The 19,242-nt window shown below is 73.8% G+C and carries 17 protein-coding genes; 10 read left to right on the top strand and 7 right to left on the bottom strand.

The genetic code is table 11. The features are described 5' to 3' along the window. Positions 1-96 precede the first annotated feature (96 nt). Together GBN72_RS02390 and GBN72_RS34980 are read right to left on the bottom strand one after the other, a co-directional pair. The gene (locus tag GBN72_RS02390; RefSeq protein WP_246212213.1) at positions 97-2,292 is read right to left on the bottom strand and encodes an ABC transporter ATP-binding protein; all 2,196 of its coding nucleotides are present in this window, start codon (positions 2,290-2,292) and stop codon (positions 97-99) included. Between the two features lie 461 nt (positions 2,293-2,753). After that, positions 2,754-3,098 (bottom strand): DUF5132 domain-containing protein, encoded by a 345-nt coding sequence (locus tag GBN72_RS34980; protein WP_246212212.1) that lies wholly within the window; start codon positions 3,096-3,098, stop codon positions 2,754-2,756. Between the two features lie 351 nt (positions 3,099-3,449). On the opposite strand from GBN72_RS34980, the gene GBN72_RS02380 reads away from it, so the two are divergent. The 4 genes from GBN72_RS02380 (at position 3,450) to GBN72_RS02365 (ending at position 8,738) form a co-directional block, all read left to right on the top strand. Further along, positions 3,450-5,033 (top strand): ABC transporter substrate-binding protein, encoded by a 1,584-nt coding sequence (locus GBN72_RS02380; protein WP_151769942.1) that lies wholly within the window; start codon positions 3,450-3,452, stop codon positions 5,031-5,033. 77 nt (positions 5,034-5,110) lie between these two features. Next, on the top strand, positions 5,111-6,079 hold the full coding sequence (locus GBN72_RS02375; protein WP_151769941.1) for an ABC transporter permease: 969 nt from the start codon (positions 5,111-5,113) through the stop codon (positions 6,077-6,079). Between the two features lie 2 nt (positions 6,080-6,081). Next, complete coding sequence (locus GBN72_RS02370; RefSeq protein ID WP_246212211.1) at positions 6,082-7,950, top strand: dipeptide/oligopeptide/nickel ABC transporter permease/ATP-binding protein; 1,869 nt, start codon at positions 6,082-6,084, stop codon at positions 7,948-7,950. Beyond that, positions 7,947-8,738, top strand: a complete 792-nt coding sequence (locus GBN72_RS02365) for an ABC transporter ATP-binding protein (RefSeq protein WP_151769940.1) — start codon at positions 7,947-7,949, stop codon at positions 8,736-8,738. The genes GBN72_RS02370 and GBN72_RS02365 overlap by 4 nt, the downstream gene beginning before the upstream one ends. An 11-nt stretch (positions 8,739-8,749) precedes the next feature. Here the strand turns inward: GBN72_RS02365 and GBN72_RS02360 are convergent, their stop codons facing one another. Beyond that, the gene (locus tag GBN72_RS02360; RefSeq protein ID WP_164540323.1) at positions 8,750-9,850 is read right to left on the bottom strand and encodes an alpha/beta hydrolase; all 1,101 of its coding nucleotides are present in this window, start codon (positions 9,848-9,850) and stop codon (positions 8,750-8,752) included. A gap of 299 nt (positions 9,851-10,149) precedes the next feature. Between GBN72_RS02360 and GBN72_RS02355 the strand changes: the two genes are divergently transcribed. Next, a complete protein-coding gene (locus GBN72_RS02355) occupies positions 10,150-11,184 on the top strand; it encodes a 3-oxoacyl-ACP synthase III family protein (protein ID WP_151769938.1) in 1,035 nt (344 codons plus the stop codon). Between the two features lie 128 nt (positions 11,185-11,312). Beyond that, positions 11,313-12,653 (top strand): type I glutamate--ammonia ligase, encoded by a 1,341-nt coding sequence (locus GBN72_RS02350; RefSeq protein ID WP_151769937.1) that lies wholly within the window; start codon positions 11,313-11,315, stop codon positions 12,651-12,653. Positions 12,654-12,780: 127 nt separating this feature from the next. Here GBN72_RS02350 and GBN72_RS02345 read toward each other — a convergent pair whose 3' ends face one another. Together GBN72_RS02345 and GBN72_RS02340 are read right to left on the bottom strand one after the other, a co-directional pair. Further along, on the bottom strand, positions 12,781-13,368 hold the full coding sequence (locus GBN72_RS02345; RefSeq protein WP_151769936.1) for a GNAT family N-acetyltransferase: 588 nt from the start codon (positions 13,366-13,368) through the stop codon (positions 12,781-12,783). After that, the gene (locus tag GBN72_RS02340) at positions 13,365-14,543 is read right to left on the bottom strand and encodes a type III PLP-dependent enzyme (protein ID WP_246212328.1); all 1,179 of its coding nucleotides are present in this window, start codon (positions 14,541-14,543) and stop codon (positions 13,365-13,367) included. The genes GBN72_RS02345 and GBN72_RS02340 overlap by 4 nt, the downstream gene beginning before the upstream one ends. Positions 14,544-15,097: 554 nt before the next feature. Between GBN72_RS02340 and GBN72_RS02335 the strand changes: the two genes are divergently transcribed. Then, positions 15,098-15,850 (top strand): helical backbone metal receptor, encoded by a 753-nt coding sequence (locus GBN72_RS02335; protein ID WP_151770882.1) that lies wholly within the window; start codon positions 15,098-15,100, stop codon positions 15,848-15,850. A gap of 86 nt (positions 15,851-15,936) precedes the next feature. Further along, positions 15,937-16,269: a glyoxalase superfamily protein gene (locus tag GBN72_RS02330; protein WP_151769934.1), complete on the top strand. Its 333-nt coding sequence runs from the start codon at positions 15,937-15,939 to the stop codon at positions 16,267-16,269. Positions 16,270-16,318: 49 nt separating this feature from the next. On the opposite strand, the gene GBN72_RS02325 is transcribed toward GBN72_RS02330, so the two are convergent. After that, positions 16,319-16,741, bottom strand: a complete 423-nt coding sequence (locus GBN72_RS02325) for a nuclear transport factor 2 family protein (protein ID WP_151769933.1) — start codon at positions 16,739-16,741, stop codon at positions 16,319-16,321. Between the two features lie 235 nt (positions 16,742-16,976). Here GBN72_RS02325 and GBN72_RS02320 point away from each other — a divergent pair, with 235 nt between their 5' ends. Beyond that, positions 16,977-17,396, top strand: coding sequence for a TIGR03618 family F420-dependent PPOX class oxidoreductase (locus GBN72_RS02320; RefSeq protein ID WP_151769932.1), 420 nt, complete (start codon positions 16,977-16,979; stop codon positions 17,394-17,396). Positions 17,397-17,559: 163 nt separating this feature from the next. Then, a complete protein-coding gene (locus GBN72_RS02315; protein ID WP_151769931.1) occupies positions 17,560-18,675 on the top strand; it encodes an AI-2E family transporter in 1,116 nt (371 codons plus the stop codon). Here GBN72_RS02315 and GBN72_RS02310 read toward each other — a convergent pair. Continuing rightward, positions 18,647-19,075: a hypothetical protein gene (locus GBN72_RS02310; RefSeq protein ID WP_151769930.1), complete on the bottom strand. Its 429-nt coding sequence runs from the start codon at positions 19,073-19,075 to the stop codon at positions 18,647-18,649. The genes GBN72_RS02315 and GBN72_RS02310 overlap by 29 nt on opposite strands. Positions 19,076-19,242 lie beyond the last annotated feature (167 nt).

Here is a 19,242-nt window from a genome sequence, read left to right as displayed (position 1 = left end):
CAGAAGTACGGGTGGGCAGGCGCGCAGGGCGTGCCGGGCCGCGCCGACCGCGGTGGTGTCACGCGGTCGGCGGGCGGGCCGGCTTCTTTTCTGCGGTCAGGCGGCGAGTTCGCCGGCCTGGAGCTGCCAGAGGGATGCGTAGAGTCCGTGCTGGGCGAGGAGTTCGTCGTGGGTGCCCTGTTCGGCGACGACGCCGCCCTTGTCCATGACGTAGATGCGGTCGGCGTGGCGGACCGTGGAGAGGCGGTGGGCGATGACGACCATCGTGCGGTCGGCGGCGAAGCCGCGCAGTGTGCGCTGGATGGCGGCCTCGGTCTCGTTGTCCACGGCGGAGGTGGCCTCGTCGAGGATGACGACCGGGGGGTCCTTGAGGATGGCGCGGGCCAGGGCGATCCGCTGCCGCTGGCCGCCGGAGAGCGCTGCGCCGCGTTCTCCGATCAGGGTGTCGTAGCCGTCCGGCAGCGTCGTGATGAAGGTGTGCGCCTCGGCCATGGCGGAGGCCCGCATCACTTCCTCGTCGGAGGCCCCGAAGCTGCCGTAGCGGATGTTGTCGGCGATGCTGCCGTCGAAGAGGAACGGGTCCTGGGCGACGAAGCCGATGGCGCGGCGCAGCCCGTGCCGCCGCAGGTCCCGTACGTCCTGACCGTCGATCAGCACCCTCCCGCATTCCGGGTCCTGGAAGCGCATCAGCAGTTTGGCGACCGTGGTCTTGCCGGAGCCGGTGGCGCCCACCATGGCGGTCACCTGCCCGGCCGGGATGGTCAGCGAGAGGTCCTCCAGAGCCGCCGGCCGGCCGGGGTAGGCGAAGGTGACCCGGTCGAGGACGATCTCGCCCCGTACCTCGGCGGGGTCGAGCGTGCCGGCGCCGCCGTCGGCCTCGACGGGCAGGGCGCGCAGCCGCTGGATCCGGTCGTAGGAGGCGAGGGTGCGCTGGTACTGGTCCGCGATGCCGCCGAGCCGGCTCATCCGCATCAGCAGCATCTGGGGCAGGCCGATCAGCGGGCTGAACACCTCGAAGCGCAGGGTGCCGTTGAGCACCGAACGGCCTCCGACCAGCAGGGTGCCGGCCATCGAGGCGGTGGTGCAGGCGCGGACGGTCTCGGCGTGGCGGATCGTGCTCCGGTCGGCCCGCCGGGTGCTCTCCTGGACCTCCTCGCTCAGCTCGTCGACGCGTTCGGCCTCGTACTCCTCGGTGCAGGAGCTCTTGACGGTCGCGCCGGCCTCGAGCGAGTTGATCACCTGGCTGCCCAGCCTGGCCCGGCGCTCGCCGGTGTCGGCGTACTCCGCCGCCGCCCTGTCCTGGTGGCGCAGCGACAGCCAGGCGACGACCGGGATCGGCAGGAACGCGATCCAGGCGATCTGCGGTGCCAGCAGGAGGAACGCCGGTACCAGGAGGGCGATGCTGGTGGCGAGTTGCAGCACGTCGTTGGCGGGTCCGGCGAAGAAGGCGCCCAGCTGGCCGACGTCGTTGGTGAGCGCGCCGGCCACCCGGCTGGTCCGCTCGCCCTCCAGGTGCCCGAGTTCGAGGTGCTGGACGTGCCGGTAGGTGCGGCTGCGCCAGTCGTGCTCGATGTCCTGGCCGAGTCGGCGCCACTGGAGGTTCGAGGCGTAGGAGAGACCCGCCACCGCGGCGCAGGCGGCGGCCACCAGCCCTGCCAGGCCCCAGAGTTGTGCGGTGGCGGTGGTCAGCCCCAGCCGGGCCAGCGGAGCGGCCTCGCCCTTGATGAGCACCAGGCCGGTCCAGCCGAGGAGGGTGCCGAGCGCCACCTCCGCCGCCTGGCAGGCGACGGACAGGGCGGCGGCCCGGTGGAGGCGGCGTCGGTGCGGTCCGGCGATCTCCAGCAGGGGATGGCGTTCGGCACCGGGCCCGGCCGCGTCCCGGGAAGCGCCGGCCGTTCCGCGCCAGGCCTTCCGGAGGATCACCGCGGTCGCGGCGGCCACCCCGCCCACCGCCACCAGCTGCCTGCTCGGCGCCGACCCCTTGATCAGCGCGACCCCGGCCGCGACACCACCGCCGACGGCGAGCACCGGGCGCACGACCGGGCCGCGGCCCGCCCGCGGGGCCGGCGCGGATGTGGACCGGACCGCCGCCGGACGGCCCGCCCCGGTCGGATTCTCCGCGACCCGCACGACGGTGCCGCGGACGATCCGGCCGACCTCCGTGGCGCGCAGCCGCGCGTCGTGCCGGACGAGCAGCCCGCCGGTGACCGGGTTCGCCTGGGCCTCGGTGATCCCGGGAACGCGGCGCAGCACTGCGGCGAGGATCTCGGCCGTCCGGGGTCGTCCGAGCACCAGCTTGACGTCCCAGCGCTGGCGGCCCGGAATGACCGAGCGCGGGCTCGCAGTCGCTTCCGCGGAGCGGAATGCGGCTGGGGCACCCAGGAGCGATGGCATTGTGTTGGTTCACCTATTTGCAGAGGTCACGAAAACCCGTCACGGACACGACGGATCACGGCGACAGGGCGGAAAATTCGGAGCGGCTGTTTCTGTAAGGACGGACGTCCCACGGACGAACGGCTTGCGGGCGCACGGCCGGTGGGCGCACGGCCGGGGACGAGCGGCCTGCGGGCGGACGGCCTGCGGGCGCACGGCCCACGGACGAGCGGCCCGCCGGGCGCACGGCCCGCGGACGAACGGCCCACGGACGAACGGTCTACGGGCGGACGGCCCGCGGACGGCCACCGCCCGGGCGCGTTGCGTCGCACGGATGTCGACATGCGCGCCCGGCGGCGGCCGCCGAACCCGACGGGTCGTCAGCGCGCCTTCGCGGCGGCGGCGGTCGCGCGGGTCTTCGGGATCCTCGCGCCCTTCTCGGCAATGTCGGCGGCCTCGTCCTTGGCGTCTCCACCGGCGGCGTGCGCGTCGTCGACGGCGGGGGCCTGGATGCCGCCCGCGGCGATCTGGGCGGCCACCACGTCGGCGGCCACCTCGGCCGCGAGGTCGTGGATGTTCTCCCCGGCTTCATGAGCCGCCTTCTTCACCTCCATCGCGATGCCGACGGATGCCTTGATGACTCCACGTACCAGGGGCTTCAGCAGGCGCTTGGTCAGCGGCGCGGCGATGAGACCGATCAGGAAGGGCGGTACTACGGGCGGCATGATGCTCCATCCTCTACGTACACGTATGACAGGGAACCCGGATAAGGCAACCACCGGAACAGCGCACAGCCGGGCGGATAAAGCATTCCCTCCGGAAGTGCGGGATTCACCTGGCGAAGCGAATTCCCGGACAACGGAATGCACCGTCCGATCCAGTGATCACCGTAGTCGAACCAGGCCCACCTGAGCCAAATGGCGGCCCCCGGGTTCACTCCTGCGTGTAAGCACGACCTGCGATTGTCCGATCATCACGCTTATATTCGCGCGCAGCATTCTCCCGTCAATTCGAACGTTTATGCCGCACTCGTTGGTTGACTTATCACCGCGAATCCCCGGTGGCACCATGACGCCATGCCTCGACGCACCCCTCCGGTCGTCCTGATGGCCGCCCTCACCGCCTCGGCCGTCGCCCTGAGCGGCTGCCGCGACGGCGCCGCTTCTTCGACGACCACCCCCTTGGTGGACCACGGCACCGTCCGGATCGCCCAGTCCAGCGAGACGCCGAGCTTCGACCCGTACTCCACCTTCGGCGCCTCCCAGGCCCACTACGCCTACGACTCGCTGGTCAACCTGGCCCCCGACGGCGCCCTGGTCACCGGCCTGGCCGCCTCCTGGCGGGCCACGGCCACGACGGCCGCCTTCACCCTCCGCCCGGGTATCACCTGCTCCGACGGCACCCCCCTCACCGCCTCGGCGGTGGCCAGGGCGCTGACCTACGCCGGCGACCCGGCGCACCAGCTCGCGGGCGCGCGGACCGTCCTGCCGAGCGTCCCGTTCACCGCGAGCGCCGACGACCGGGACGCGACGGTGTCGGTGACCGCCGCGGCCCCCTTCCCGTTCCTCACCCGCACCGTCGGCCTGCTGCCGATCGTCTGTCCCGCCGGGCTCGACCGGCCCCTGTCACTGGACCGCACCACCCACGGCACCGGCCCCTACGTGCTGACCCGCTACACCCCGGGCGGGCCGTACGAGTTCACCGTCCGCGACGGGTACTCCTGGGGACCGGCCGGGGCGACCACCGCCGAGCCGGGCCTGCCCGCACGCATCGTGCTCTCGGTGGTGCCCCAGGCCTCCACCGCGGCCAACCTGCTGCTCACCGGGGGCGTCGAGATCGCGCACGTGAGCGGGCCGGACCGCGCCCGGCTCACCGGCCGGGGTCTGGCCGTCACCGACGTGCCCACCGTCGTGGGGCTGACCTTCTTCAACCAGCGGCCCGGCCGGCCCCTGGCCGACCCGGTCCTCCGCCGCGCCATGGTCTCCGCCCTCGACCGCCGGGGGCTCGCCGACGTGGCCGTCGGCGGCAACGGCAGACCCGCGGCCGACTTCGGCGCCGAGGGCTCCCTCTGCCACGCCGACCTCGCCGACGCGCACCTGCCCTCCCAGGACGCCGCCGAGGCCCTGCGGGCCGGCGGCTGGACCCGGTCCGCCGACGGCCGGCTGACCAAGGACGGCCGCCCGCTCCGGATCCGCCTGATCACCAGCCCCGACCTCGGCCCGACCCTGCCGTCCGTCGCCGAGCTGATGGCCCGGGACTGGACGGCGCTCGGCGCGGACGTCGAGCTGGTCACCGAGAGCCTGCCCGCCCTGGTCAACGCCATGTACCGGAGCGCCGACTTCGACGTGGTGGTCGGCAGCACCCCGGGCTTCGCCCTGCCGGTCGGCTTCGTCCCCTTCTTCTCCGGCCCCGCCCCCGCCCGCGGCCTCAACTTCGCGGCGGTGACCAACCCCGAGTACGACGCCCTGGTCGCCCGGGCCCTCCGGAAGACCGACACGGCGGGCTGCGACACCTGGAACCGGGCCGCCGCCGCGCTCTTCCGCTCGGCCGACGCGCTGCCGATCGCCGAAGGCCAAAGCGGCGTGTACGGCCACCGCACCACCTTCGCCACCACCTTCGGCGGCCGGCTCGTCCCGACCAGCATCCGCCTCCACCAGTGACCGCCGACCCCGGCGCACGCCGACGCCCGTGACCGCCCACATCCGTGACCGCCCACAACAGTGACCGGGGGCCCACCATGTCCGTACCCCAGCTGCTGCGACATCCCTGGACGCTGTTCCTCGGCCGCCGCACCGTGCGGCTGCTGCTCTCCCTCCTCCTCGTCCTCACCGCGTCGTTCGCGATGATCCGGCTCGTCCCCGGCGATCCGGTCCGGGCCGCGCTCGGCGTCGACGCCGCCCCCGACCTGGTGGCCGCCCGCAGACACGCCCTCGGGCTCGACGCGCCGTTCCTGTCCCAGTACCGGCACTACCTCGGCGGCCTCCTGCACGGCGACCTCGGCACCTCCCTGGTCACCGGGACACCGGTCGTGGAGCTGATCCGCACCCGGCTGCCGGCCACCCTGGAGATCGCCGGGCTCGCCTTCGTGGTCACCCTCGCCGTCGCCCTGCCCGGTGGACTGCTGGCCGCCGTCCGCACCCGCGACGGCCGCCGCCCGCGCACCGAGCTGGCGTTCACCACGGTCACCGCCGCCCTGGCCGGAGTGCCGGACTTCGTCCTGGCCGCCGGGCTCACCGCGCTGCTGGCCGTCGGCCTCCAGTGGCTCCCGGTGGCGGGCGCGGCGGGCGTCGGGTCCTTCGTCCTGCCCGTCCTGGCGCTCTCCCTCGCCCCCACCGCCGTCCTGCTGCGCATCGTCCGGGTGGAGGCGCTGAAGGTGCTGGGCGAGGACTACCTGCGCACCGCCCGGAGCAAACGGCTGTCCCCCGCACGCCGTTACCTGTGGCACGTGGCGCCGAACACGGCCACCGCCGCGCTCACCGTCGCCGGGAGCCTGCTGCCCGCCCTTATCGCCGGCACCGTCCTGGTCGAGAAGGTCTTCGCCTGGCCCGGCATCGGCTCCGCCATGGCCCAGTCCGTGGTCGCGCAGGACTACCCGGTGGTCCAGGCGATGGTGCTGGTGCTGGGCACCACCGTGCTGCTCGCCGGCCTCCTGGTCGACGTGCTGCTCGCCGTGATCGATCCCCGTTCGGCGATCCGGGAGATGTGACCGTGCGCCTGCCCTCCCGCCTCCGTCACTCGCCCATGGCCTGGGTCACCGCGGTCATGCTGGCGTCGCTCGTCGCGCTCGCCCTGGCCGGCCCGCTGGTCTGGGGCGCGGCAGCCGACCGCCCGGACCCCTCGGCCGTGCTCCAGGGCCCCTCCGCGGCCCACCCCTTCGGCACCGACGGCCTCGGCCGGGACCTGCTCGCCCGGGTCCTGGCGGCCACCCGGCCGTCCCTGCTGCTCGCGCTGGCGGCGGTGCTGCTCGGCGCGGGCTCGGGAATCCTCGTCGGGGCCTGCACCGCCGTCCTCGGACGGCGCGGCCGCCGGCTGACCGCCGGGCTGACCAACCTGCTGCTCGCCTTCCCGGCGCTCCTCGTGGCGATGTTCCTCGCGGTCGTGTTCGGCGCGGGCGCCGCCGGGGCGGTGCTGGCCCTCGCGGCCGCCGGCGTCCCCGGCTTCGCCCGGCTCGCCCAGACCCTCGCCGCCGGCGTGGCGGGCACCGACCACCTGGCCGCGGCCCGGGTCCTCGGCCTGCGCCGCCACCGGCTGCTGTGGCGGCACGTCCTGCCCAACATCGCCGAGCCGCTGCTCCTGAGCACCACCACGGCGGCGGGGACCACCCTGGTCGCCCTCTCCGGGCTGAGCTTCCTCGGTCTGGGCGTCCAGCCGCCCGGTTACGACTGGGGGCTGCTGCTCAGCCAGGGGCTCGACCGGATCTACGCCGAGCCACTGCCCGCACTGGCCCCGGGCCTGGCCGTCCTCTACGCGGCGCTGGCCTTCCAGATGCTCGGCGAGGTCCTGGCCGGGAGCGTCGCCCGCCGCGCCCCGGCGTCGCGCACACCCGCACCGGCGCCCGGCCCGGGCTGCGGCCCCGCCGAGGACGGGGCGGTCCTCCAGGTCGAGGACCTCACCGTCGACCTCCCCACCCCGGGCGGCACGATCCGGCCGGTGCGCGGGGTGAGCCTCTCGCTGCGGCCGGGCGAGGCCGTCGGGCTGGTCGGCGAGTCGGGGTCGGGCAAGTCGCTCACCGCGCTCGCTGTCGCCGACCTGCTCCCGCACGACGCCCGGGTCTCCTGGCGCACCCTGCGCCTGCTCGGAGCCGACCTGGCCACCCTGGCGCCGAGGGAACGGGACCGGCACCTCGCGACAGGCCTGGCCATGATCTTCCAGAACCCGGCCTCGGCGCTCAACCCGTCCCTGCGGATCGGCACCCAGCTCACCGAGGCCGTCCGGGCCCACCGCGGCGCGAGCCGTGCGCGGGCCGCCGTGGAGGCCGCCGACGCCCTGCGCCGGGTCGGCCTGCCCCCGGCGCTGCTGCGCGCACGTCCTCACCAGCTCTCCGGCGGCCAGCGTCAGCGTGTGATGATCGCCTCGGGGCTGATGGTGCGGCCGGGGCTGATCATCGCCGACGAACCGACCACCGCGCTCGACGTCACCGTGCAGCGGCAGATCACCCGGCTGCTCACTGGCATCCGGCGGGACACCTCCGCCGCGCTCCTGTTCATCAGCCACGACATCGCCCTCGTGCGCGACGTCTGCGAGCGGGTCCTGGTGATGTACGCGGGCACCGTCGTCGAGTCCCTGCCCGCCGGCCGGCTCGCCGACGGCGCCCGGCACCCCTACACCCGGGCGCTGGCGGCCTCGGTGCCGGACCTCGCCGCCGACCGTGACCGGCCGCTGCCGACGATCGAGGGCGCACCGCCCGACCCGAGCGCGCCCGCACCGGGCTGCCCGTTCGAGCCCCGCTGTCCACGGCGCCAGGATCTCTGCGCCGAGCAGTCTCCCCCGCTGCAGGACCTCGGCGCCGGCCACCAGGTCGCCTGCTGGCTTCCCGTGCCGGTGACGGCTGCCCCGGAGTCGGTGACGTCGTCATGACCTCCCTCCAGGTGACCGACCTGACCGTCCGCCACCCCGGCCCCCGTGTCTCCCCCGCCGCCGTGGACGGCGTCTCGCTGGAGATCCCGTCCGGCACCACGCTCGGGCTCGTGGGCGAGTCGGGCTCCGGGAAGTCCAGCCTGGCCCGCGCGGTCGTCGGCCTCGTGCCCGTGCACGGCGGCCGGATCCTGGTCGACGGCCGGGAGGTCCGCACCCGCACCGTCCGCGACCGGCGCCGGCTCGGCCGCCTCGTCCAGATCGTCCTCCAGGACCCGGACACCGCGCTCGACCCGCGGATGACGGTCCGCCAGGCGCTCGCCGAAGCGGCCACCGTCTTCCGCCGGCTCGACCGGGCCACCCGCGCCGAGCGCGTCACCGAGCTGCTCGGCCTCGTCGGCCTGGACCCCGGGCTCGCCGGCCGCCTGCCGCGGCAGCTGTCCGGAGGTCAGCGCCAGCGGGTCGCCCTCGCCCGCGCACTGGCCGTCGAGCCCGGCCTGCTGATCGCCGACGAGATCACCTCGGCGCTCGACGTCTCGGTGCAGGCCTCCGTCCTCAACACGATCCGCGAACTCCAGCGGCGGCTCGGACTGACCGTGCTGTTCATCGGCCACAACCTGCCGGCGGTCTGTCACGTCTCCGACGCCGTGGCGGTCATGCGGCACGGCCGGATCGTCGAGACCGCCCCCACCGACACCGTCCTGCGCGCGCCGGAGCACCCCTACACCCGGACGCTGCTCACCTGCGTGCCGTCCCTGCGCGTTCCCCCGCCCCGGCGGAGCAGCCCTTGACCGGCAGGCGGTCAGGGGCGGTTCCCGCGCAGCTCCCGCACCAGGTCCCCGACCACGCCGGCCACGAACGCGGGCGCCTCGTGAGGGAAGCCGTGGCCCGTTCCCTCCGGTGAGTGCACCAGCCGGGACGCCGTCGACGCCGCCAGGTACCGGACCCTGGTCCGGAGGTAGAAGCGGCTGATGCGCTCGGCCTCGGCGGCGTCCCGGGCCCCGGCGAGCACCGCCTCGCCACCGGCGAGGTCCCGGGGTATCACCAGCACCAGCGGCAGGTCCCCGAGATCCCCGTCGTACACCACGGTCTCCCAGCCGACCCTTGCCAGCCCGGACGGCGACAGCTCGGCGAAGACCGACGCCGCGGCGCAGCTCTGCCCGGCCCGGTTCCCGAGGCCTCGGTGGGCACCGAACAGGTGCCGCACCGCCGTCAGCAGGAACCCGCGTCGTATCCGGGTGAGCCGGCGGGCCCGCGGCGCGAAGGCGACGGCCTCCGGGGGCGTCGGATCGAGCAGCACGAGCCCGGCCACCAGGTCCGGCCGGCGCCTGGCCGCGTTCGCGACCAGCAATCCGCCGAGGGAATGGCCGACCAGCACGAAGGGCGGCTGTTCCCCTGCTCCCTCCAGCGCCGTCAGCAGCTCCTCCGCCTCGCCCGCCGTCGTTCTCGGGAAGGTCCCGGTATCGCTCCATCCGGTGCCGAACCGGTCGATCAGCACCGACCGGGTCCGGGCGGAGAGCATCGTGTGCAGTGGCCGGCAGTCCTCACCGGGGGCGTGCCCGCCGGGCATCCAGACCACCGTCGGCCCGCCCTGGGCCTCCCCCTCGGCGAGGACGTGCATCCTCCGGCCACCCACATCCACCAGCCGCCCCGGCGGGGGGTTCTCCCGCCGCTCGCGGGCCATCAGGACCAGGTGACGTACGGCTCCCGCCGCCAGCAGCACGCCGACGGCCATCGCCAGGCCGCCGAGCGCCGTCGCCCACGCCGTCCCCGCCGCGGCCGGCCCCGCGCCCGCCCCCGCCACGAGCACCGCGACCGGCACGCCGATCCATTCCCGGCTCAACAACGCGAGCAGGGAATTCGCGATGCGTCCGTCCCGTCCGTCCCGTTGGTCGTGCCGCATCGGCCCCTCCGCGAAGGCACAAGAAAACCGATTCACCGCCAGTATCCGCCCTCCGCACCCAGTCGTGTCCATGCGATGCACGACAAATATTTCCCGACAGTGCGACGTCAAGCAGTCATAGCTTTTCTCACCCTCATTGATTAATGAGTGATCTTGAGATCCGTATCCCGTGAGACGATGCGGCGGCGCGGGAATGCGCCCGGCCCCAGGCGCCGGGAATTCACGCGCCGAAAGAGAAAGGAACGGCCCATGGACATTCTCCGAGGCGCACCGGACTCGCCCGAGCGGAGCGCCGCTGCGTGACCGTAGCCCTGGACCAGACCCTGTTCCACCAGACCGGTGCCGGCCTGTCCGTGCCGTTCGCCATCGCCGGAACCGGGATGCACCTGCCACCGACGGTCGTCACCAACCAGGAACTCACCCGCACCCTGGACACCAGCGACGAATGGATCACCAGCCGCACCGGTATCCGCGAACGCCGCCGTCTGGCCCCGCGCCTGGCGACCTCCGACATGTGCATCGCCGCCGCCCACCCGGCCCTGGCCGCCGCCGGCGTCGGGCCCGCCCAGCTGGACGCGGTCGTCGTCGCCAGCTACACCGGGGACCAGCCGCTCCTGTCGACCGCGCTGATCGTCAAGGACGCCCTCGGTGCCCACCGCGCCCTGTCCCTGGACGTCACCCAGGCCGCCTGTGCCTCCGGCATCCAGGCCATGCTGATCGCCGCCCACCTCCTGCAGAACCCCTCCATCACCACCATCCTGCTCCTCGCGGCCGACTGCGCCTCCAGGGTCACCGACCCCGGCGACCGCACCACCGGTGTCTTCTTCGGGGACGCCGCGGCAGCCGTCGTCCTGACCCGCCGCGACACCCCCGGTGCGGGCCTGCTCTCCTACAGCCTGGGCTCCCAGCTGTCCTACGACGTCCAGATCTGCGCCGGAGGCTCCCGGCTGCCCGCCAGCAGTGCGACCGTCGCGGCCGGGGACCACTACCTGTCCATGGACGGCCGCGCCGTCTGGAACACCGCGACCACACGCCTGCCCGAGAGCATCACCAGCGCCGCCCACCACGCCGGCGTGCCGATCGACCAGGTCCGGCACTTCTTCCTGCACCAGGCCAACCTGAACATCCTCACGGAGACCATGGCCGCCCTGGGCGTCCCCCGTGAACGTGCCCCCGTCACCATCGACCGACTGGGCAACACCGGTTCGGCCGGCCTGTTCACCGCACTCCACACCACCATCACCGAAGGCTCCCTGCTCCCGGGGGACGCCTACGTGCTGTCCGGGATCGGCGCGGGCTTCCAATGGGGAACCCTTTGTCTCCGGCACGCCTGACCGGTCACGCGACCCGCCGGCCCGAGCCGGAGCACTGACGTCGCGTCGCCGCCCCGGCCGTTCACGGACGAGTGAACCCCCGGCCGATTCCCGGTACCGCCACTGCCGCGAGCACCAGCATGGGCGGCATGGTCACCACGCACTCCCGGGCCGAACGGGCCGCCCAGGCCCGGGCGGCCGAAGCCCAGCTCGCCGCCGACGACATCGACGGGGTGGTGTTCGGCTGGGTCGACAACTCCGGGCTCACCCGGGTGAAGTCCGTCCCGCTCGCCCGGCTCGTACACGCCGCCGAGTACGGTGTCGGCGCCGTACCCTGCTTCGACGTCGCCCTGGTGGACGACTCCTTCACCACCGCGCCGTCGAGTACCGGTGCGACGGGCGACCTGCGGCTCGTCCCCGACCTCGACCGGCTCACCCCGCTCGCCGCCCAGCCCGGCTGGGCCTGGGCACCGGCCGACCGCTACACCCAGGACGGCGCCCCGCACCCCGGTTGCCAGCGAGGCTTCGCCCGCCGGGCCACGGAGGCGGTCGAGCGGCGCGGGTTCTCGGTGCGGGCCGGGATCGAGATCGAGTGGGTGGTGGCCGACGCCGCCGGGGAACCGGCGACTCTCGCGCCCGGGTACGGGATGACCCGCTTCATCGAGCACTCCGACTACCTGCGGGCGTTGTCGCGCGCCCTCACCGCGCAGGGGCTGGACGTGCTGCAGATCCATCCCGAGTACGCCGCCGGGCAGTTCGAGGTCTCGGTCGCCGCCGAGGGGCCGGTCGAGGCGGCCGACACCACGATGCTGGTGCGCCACACCATCCGGGCCGTCTCCGCCCGGCACGGTCTGCGGGTCTCGTACGCGCCCGTCTTCACCGAGGGTTCGATCGGCAACGGCGGCCACCTGCACCTCAGCCTCTGGCGGGAGGGCCGGAACCTCGGGCACGGCGGTCCGGGCCGCCACGGGCTCCACCCCGACGCCGAGCGGTTCCTCGCCGGCGTACTGGCGGAGCTGCCCGCCCTGCTCGCCCTCGGCGCGCCCGGCGTCGCGTCCTACCTGCGCCTGGTCCCCTCCCACTTCGCCGGGGCCTACCGCTGCTGGGGCCTGGAGAACCGTGAGGCGGCGCTTCGCCTGATCGCCGGCTCCACCGCCGGCCAGGCCAACGCCGAGTTCAAGTGCTTCGACGCCACGGCCAACCCGTACCTGGAGATCGGCGGCGTGCTGGCGGCGGGACTCGCCGGTCTCGACGCCGGGCTGCCCCTGCCCCCCGAGACCCGGAGCGACCCCGCCGCCCTCGGCGCCGCCGAGCGTCTCCCGGCGAGCCTGTCGGAGGCGACCGACGCGTACGAGAAGTCCGCGCTGCTGCGGCAGGCACTCGGCCGGGAACTCTACGAGGCCGTGCTCGCCGTCCGTCGGGCGGAGGCGGAGCTGTTCGCGACGCACACGGACACTGACGTCATCGAAGCGGTGCGCTGGCGGCACTGACCGTGCGTCGGCCCCGCTCCCCCGGCCGGCGGCGCGCCGGCGGCCCGGGGAAGCGCTGGGAAGCGCCCTGGGGCCGCGGGCGGGCCCGGCCGTTCGCGGACGGCCGGGCCTGGCGCCTGCCGCACGCTCAGCTCCGCGTCGTCCCGGCAGACGTCCTGGCAGGTGTCCCGGCGAAGGCCCCGGCAGGCGTCCCGGCAGAGGCGCCGGCAGAGGCCCCGGCGCTTCCCAGGGGCTTCGCCATGTAGAGCGCGTCGGCCCCGTAGCTCGCGGGCAGCCCGACATCGGGCCGCCCGCGGTAGCCCAGCCTGCTCCACAGCTCCCGCGAGCCCTGCACGGAGACCAGGGAGAGCGTCTCGTAGCGGGCCGCCCGCCCGGTCTCCTCCAGTCGCTGCTGCATCCGGCGGCCCAGGCCCTGGCCGCGTGTCTGCTCGGCGATCACCAGGTCGTGGAGGTGCAGGTTGCTTCCCTCCCCAGCGCCTTCCTCGGCGAGGCCCAGGTCCGGGCAGCGCAGGGGCGGGTACGGCAGTGCGAGCAGGTAGCCGCCGAAGCCGCCGGCGTGCTCCAGCACGAAGCAGGTCGAGGGCGAGGCACCGTGCCGGGAGCGCAACGCCGCCTCTCCCTCGGAGAGGCCGCTCGCCGCGTAGGCGCGTTCCTCCAGCGTGACCACCTCCTCCCAGTCCTCCTCCCGGAGCAGCCGGATCAGGATGTCGCTCACGCGCCTTCTCCGTCGGGAACGGGGCCGCCGACGCAGGAGTACGGCAGCGGCGCGAAGCCGTTGAACCCCACGGTGGCGTAGGCGGCGGCGTACGCACCGCAGGACAGGACCCAGACCGGGTCTCCGGAGGCGACGGCCCACGGGACCCGCACCCTGCCGTCCCGGGCGTACGCGTCGTCGCTGTCGCAGGTCGGACCGGCCACCACGGCGTCGACGAACTGCCCGCCGTGGTGGGTCGGGAACTCCAGTGGGTACTGCAACTGGTCCATCTCGTACAGGCCGTTGAACTTCCCGCAGCTGAGGTAGAGCCAGTCCTCACGGGTGCCGTCGAGCCGGTGGCGGGAGGTGAGCCGGGCGACGTGGGCACGGATCGCGCCGTGGTCGGCGACCAGGTGGCGGCCGGGCTCCAGCAGGAAGTCCAGCGGGGCGGCGTTGACGGCGCGCAGTCGCTCCATGCCTTCGCGGATCACGGTGAACATCGTGTCCAGCGGGGGTTCCAGCGGCCGGCCCCGCCGGTCGAGGACACCGAGGGCGGGCAGTCCGCCCCCGAGGTTGATCCGGTCCAGGACGATGCCGTGCCGGTTGAGCTCCTCCAGCGCGGCGGCCAGTGTCTCGATCGCCTCGCTCCAGGCCCCGGCCGTCATCTGCTGGGACCCGACGTGCACCGACAGACCGGAGGGCACCAGTCCGGCGGCCCGGGCGGCACCGAGCACCCGCAGGGCGTCCTCGGGCGAACAGCCGAACTTGTGGCTCAGGCCCCACAACGCCCCGTGTCCGGTGGTGGCGATCCGGCAGAAGACCCTTGCTCCGGGGGCGTGTCGGGCGATCGCGGCGACGTCCTCCAGGCTGTCGGTGGCGAAGTCCCGCACGCCCAGCCGGTAGGCCTCGGCGATGTCGCGGTCGGACTTGACGGTGTTGCCGTAGTGGATCAGCTCGGGCGCCGCCCCGGTGCGCAGCGCCTGGGCGATCTCCTGCGGGCCGGCCGCGTCGAAGCCGGAACCGAGCCGGGCGAGGTGGCCGAGCACCTCGTCCACCGGGCATGCCTTCATCGCGAACCGGACGGCGAGACCGGGGAGTTCGGCGCACAAGGCGGTGTACTGGCGGCCGATGCCGTCCAGGTCGTAGATGACGACGTCCTCGGAGGCCGCGGCGAGCGCGGCACGCAGGACGGGGATGTCGTGCCGGCCCGGACGGTCGTACCGGCCTGTGTGGGGGATGGTGGCCGCGTGCACGGCGGTCGACACGGTCAGGGTGCGTCCGGTTCTGGCACGGTCGGCCGTCCAGCGCTGTTCGACGATCTGACGCGTGTCGGTGGCCTGAGGCCTCACGTGGGAACTTCCAATCCGACGGGGTGAACGATGCCCGGGACTTGCCGGCATCCATGAGAGGAAACGAGGAGAGCGAAGGTCGGTTATGACGCCTGACCCGGCTTTTCTCCCCGCCGGGAGCAGGTCGGAGCGGCCGCCGCCGAGGGCGCCGAGACGTCCGCGCGGCTCGGTCCCGCCCGGCGCGGCGGGGCCGGCCGGATCCGGCGGTGGCCGGTCGGGAAGAGGGTCACCTGTCCGGAAGGACGGCATCGGGCGGAGACCGCACCGCCGGAGACTGGGCACGGTCGGCCTCGCCGCCGGTGCGGCGTGGGACCACCGTCCCCGCGCCGCCCGCCGGCCAGGGCGTACGGTGACAGGACCACCACCCGGGAGGAACGCCGGTGCCGACGTACCACGACGACATGGGCACGCCCGTGCCCCTGCCCCGGCCGCCTCGACGCGTGGTGTCCCTGGTGCCGTCCCTCACGGAGGCGGTCGCCGAGAGCGTTCCTGACGTTCTGGCCGGTGCGACCCAGTGGTGCGGCCGTCCCTCCGGACTCGACGTGGCACGGGTGCGAGGCACCAAGAACCCGGACCGCGCGGCGATCGCGCGGCTCCGCCCGGACCTCGTGATCGCCAACAAGGAGGAGAACCGCGAGCGGGACGTCGTCCGGCTGCGGGCCGCGGGGATCCCGGTGTGGGTGACCGTCGTCGAGACCCTCCCCCAGGCCCTCCATTCGCTCGGACGGCTGTTCACCGAGGCGCTGGCCGCGCCCGTGCCGGACTGGCTCGCCACGGCCCGGTCGCTCTGGAGCGGGCCCCTCCCCCCGGTGTCCGCGACCGTCGCCGTGCCCGTCTGGCGCGATCCCTGGATGGTGGTCGGGCGGTCCACCTTCACCGGCGACCTGCTGCGCCGTGCCGGTCTCGCCAACGCCTTCGCCGAGCACCCGGACCGCTATCCGCACACCACGCCTCAGGAGATCGACCGACCGGGGGTGGACGCCGTCCTCCTGCCGGACGAACCGTACGTGTTCACCGCCGACGACGGTCCGGAGGCCTTCCGCCGCACGCCGACCCGGCTGCTCAGCGGCCGGCTGATCACGTGGTACGGGCCGTCGCTGCTCCCGGCGCACGCGACGCTGCACCACCTGGCCGCCACCCTCCACCGCGGCTGACGGGAGCTCCGGGCCGCGCCGGGCCCCTCCCGGCCGGTATCGGCCGACGACGGCCCTGGTCCCGGAAGATCTGCGACGATGACCGGATGGACGAAGAGGTCATCCCCATCCTTCGCGTCGGGGACGTCGCGGCGGCGGTCGCCTGGTACGAGCGGCTGGGCTTCGCCAAGGAATGGGAGCACCGCTTCGAACCGGGACTTCCCGCGTTCGTCGAGGTGGCCCGGGGCCGGGTGCGGCTGTTCCTGTCGGAGCACACGGGGGATGCCCGCCCCGGCACGTTGGTCTATCTCCGCGTCCACGACGTCGAGGCCGTCGCCTCCGAGTTCGGTGTGCGGGCAGAGGAGCTTCCGTGGGCGCGGGAGATCGAGCTGCGCGACCCCGACGGCAACCGGCTCCGGATCGGCACCCCGGCGGAGTGACGCCATGCGCCGCTCCCCGCGGGGCCATCGCCCGTGCGGGCCCCGGACCTCAGTCCGGGTCCGGGGCCGCCGCCGTGACATGGCTCAGCACACACAGCCAGCGGCCGTCCCGCTCCACGAACACGTCCGTCGTCCACTCGTCGGCGTCGAAGCGCTCGCCCAGGTAATGGGCCGTGTTCGTCACCCGTGCCGTGAGGACCGCGGCAGCGCCGTGGACACGGATCCTCGGCAGGCCGATGGCGGTCATCGCCGAGTGACGCAGGTTCCCGGAGGCGACGAGGGAGAGGAAATCTTCCCTGGTGGAAACGCCCGACGCGGAGACGATGACCCACTCCTCGGCCATGAAACCACCGATCCGGGTGACGTCGTTGGAGACGATGGCGTCCGCCCAGTCGCGCGAGAGCGCGACGAGACGTGTGCGGACGTCGTCGCCCTCGGGGTCCCTCCGGGGTGTGCCTGCGCTGTGGCCCATCGTTCGACGGTAGTGGGGGCGCCCCGGCCGTCACCGTCCGCCACGCCCACGCCCACGCCCCCCGGCCGCTCCCCCTCGTCCTTTCCGCTCCGGATCAGGGTCCGTTCCGGCCGTCGGACCACCGGCGTCTCCCGGCGCGGAGGCCGAGGCGGGGGCGGCCTCGCGTACGGTCGACACCCTGGTGCCCGTGCCGGCCGGGCGCTCGAGCCTTTCGTACGGACGAGGAGACGACCCGTTGAGCACAGACAATCCGCCGACCGCCGGGGACGACGCGTTCTGGCAGGAGCGCCGGCCCTGTTTCCTCACCACCTTCCGGCCCGACGGAACCCCGCACCTCGTGCCCGTCGGGGTCACCTACGACCCGAGGACGCGGATCGCCCGTGTCATCAGCGACGGCGGCAGCCGGAAGGTACGCAACATCCGGGCCGCCCTCGCCGCCGGCGGGGAGGCGCGCGTCGCCGTGGGCCAGGTCGAGGGACGGTGCTGGTGCACCTTGGAGGGGACGGCCGTCGTCAAGGACGACCCCGCCTCCGTCGCCGAGGCCGAGGCCAGGTACGCCGACCGGTACAAGACGCCGCGGGTCAACCCGAACCGGGTCGTCGTCGAAATCACCGTCACCCGCGCCATGGGCACCGCCAAGCCCTCCGGCTGGTAGTTCGGCGCACCCGGCGTCCGGCCCGGCCGGTGACCGCCTCCGCCCGAGGGGCGCGGGGACCGGGGTCCCCGCGCCCCTCGGGCGGCCCGTGCCGCGGCGGACGCCTCACGCACTCGCCGGAAGGCGGGGGCGCGTCCCGCCGTCGGCCCTCTAAAGTGGCTCCATGCCTGCCAGGTTGAGTGCCACGCGAACCCGCACAGCCCTGCGTACGTCGGCGCGCACCAGCGTCGACCTGCTGTTGGTCCTGCTGATGGTCACGGCGGGGCTGTGGCTCCTCGGCCGGATGTGGCCGGTGGTCTGGCCGCTGGTCGTCGCCCTGTTCCTCACCACGCTCACCTGGCCGATGGCGCGCTTCCTGCGCCGGCACGGCTGGGCTCCCGCCCTCGCGGCCTCGGTGGTCACGGTGGTGTCCCTGGTGATCGCGGCGGGCGTGGTGGCGCTGATCGCCGTGCCGGTGACGTCCCAGTCGGGGGAGCTGGTGGACGGTGTGATCGCCGGCATCAAGCACCTGCGGGAATGGGCCGCCGGCCCGCCGTTGAACATCGACGACACGGAGATCACCAAGGCGCTCGACTCCGCGGTGGACCGTCTGCAGAACAGTATGGGGGCCACGGTCTCCGCCGTCGTCACGGGTGTGGGGACCGTCATCAACGGCGTCGTCACGGCCGTGCTCGCCGTGTTCCTCATGTTCTTCTTCCTGAAGGACGGCCCGCGGTTCCTGCCCTGGCTGACCCGTCAGCTGCCCGGCCGGCTCGCCGTCCACGTGCCCACCGTGGCCGAGCGGGGCTGGGACACCCTGGGCGCGTTCATCCGGTCGCAGGCGCTGGTCGGACTGATCGACGCCGTCCTCATCGGCCTCGGCCTGTGGATCCTCGACGTGCCGTTGGTGCTGCCGCTGTCGGTGCTGACCTTCGTCTCCGCCTTCGTGCCGGTCATCGGCGCCCTGTTCGCGGGATTCGTCGCGGTGCTCATCGCGCTGGTGTCGAACGGGCTGACCGACGCGCTGATCGTGCTGGCGATCATCGTCGGCGTGCAGCAGCTGGAGGGCAACGTCTTCCAGCCCATGATCCAGAGCCGGGGCCTGGGCCTGCACGCGGCGGTGATCCTGCTGGCGGTGACGCTGGGCGGCAGCCTGGCGGGCATCGTGGGCAGCCTGCTGGCCGTGCCCGCCTCCGCGCTGATCGCGGTGGTGTGGAACTACATACGGGAACAGCTCGGCGAGCCCGAGGAAGGGCCGGAGGACACCGGGGCTACCCTCGCGGACCCAGCGGCATCCTGACCGGTGTCCCGGACCTGTTGATCAGCAGTTCCGGGACCCATTCCTCGTAGAACCTGATCTGGCCGATCACTCCCTCGGTCCTGGCGTGGAGTGCCAGCCGCTCCACCAGCGCGTGGAGTTCGGGCAGCAGCTCGGCGTGCAGTTCCTGCCGCGCCGTCAGCGCCCAGCCGTCACGCGCGCGGACCAGCTCCCCGGTCCGCACCCCGCCGATGCGTCTCGCCGGACCGCGCCCTGCCAGCAGAGCGGTCAGGTCTCCCTCGCTCTCGCCTCCGCCGTCTCCCTGGTCCGCGCCGCTCGGGGCGTCAGGGGCGCCGAGGTGGAAGCGCAGTTCGTCGAGCACGGCGGCCGGCACGGTGGGCGCGAGATCGAGCGCCAGGTCCACGGCATACATGTCACCCATGGGCCCGACCCTAGGGCGCATCTGGCGATCGGAACCAAAAGGCTTGGAACCAGGCCGAGTTGTGGTGCGTCTGTGACGATTGCGGGCCTCGATTGCGCGACCGCTGCCGGGGCGGCGAAGATGAGGAGAACTGTCGCGACGGATCGGTCGTGATCCTCGCGGTGACC

The organism is Streptomyces abyssomicinicus (assembly GCF_008974245.1).
GTDB lineage: Bacteria > Actinomycetota > Actinomycetes > Streptomycetales > Streptomycetaceae > Streptomyces > Streptomyces abyssomicinicus.
The sequence above is the reverse complement of the archived record's forward strand: the minus strand, read 5'-3'. Positions and strand labels throughout refer to the sequence as shown.